The sequence below is a fragment of the Pseudoalteromonas sp. SG41-5 genome, from assembly GCF_014164495.1.
Lineage (GTDB): Bacteria > Pseudomonadota > Gammaproteobacteria > Enterobacterales > Alteromonadaceae > Pseudoalteromonas > Pseudoalteromonas rhizosphaerae.
Genome location: NZ_JACJFH010000318.1, coordinates 1 through 295, shown reverse-complemented (window position 1 = coordinate 295; position 295 = coordinate 1). Strand labels below are relative to the sequence as shown.

1 pseudogene is annotated in these 295 nt (G+C 36.3%); it reads left to right on the top strand.

Features of this window, described 5'->3' with window-relative positions:
* Nucleotides 1-200 precede the first annotated feature (200 nt).
* Nucleotides 201-295: pseudogene (locus H5232_RS23820) on the top strand (calmodulin); the annotation flags it as partial.

The window sequence follows — 295 nt, the reverse complement described above, 5'->3', positions numbered from 1 at the left end:
TGATACTGACCAAAACGGTGAGTTATCAAAAGAAGAGTTTTCAAAAGCTTAATAACCTAATACTGAGTTTATCCTGAGTTGCCAAAGACAACCTAAGTGGGCAGGGAACCCATGATAAAGGATAACAAGAAAGACTTTACTCGCATTGAAAACCAGTATTGAGACAAATTTTTTGATAGTACATTGAAGGAATATTAATTATGAACACATTAAATAAAACATTAGCACTTATCGCACTGGCATCTTCATCAGCGGCGTTTGCTGCTACCGATTTTGATACGCTAGATGTTGATGG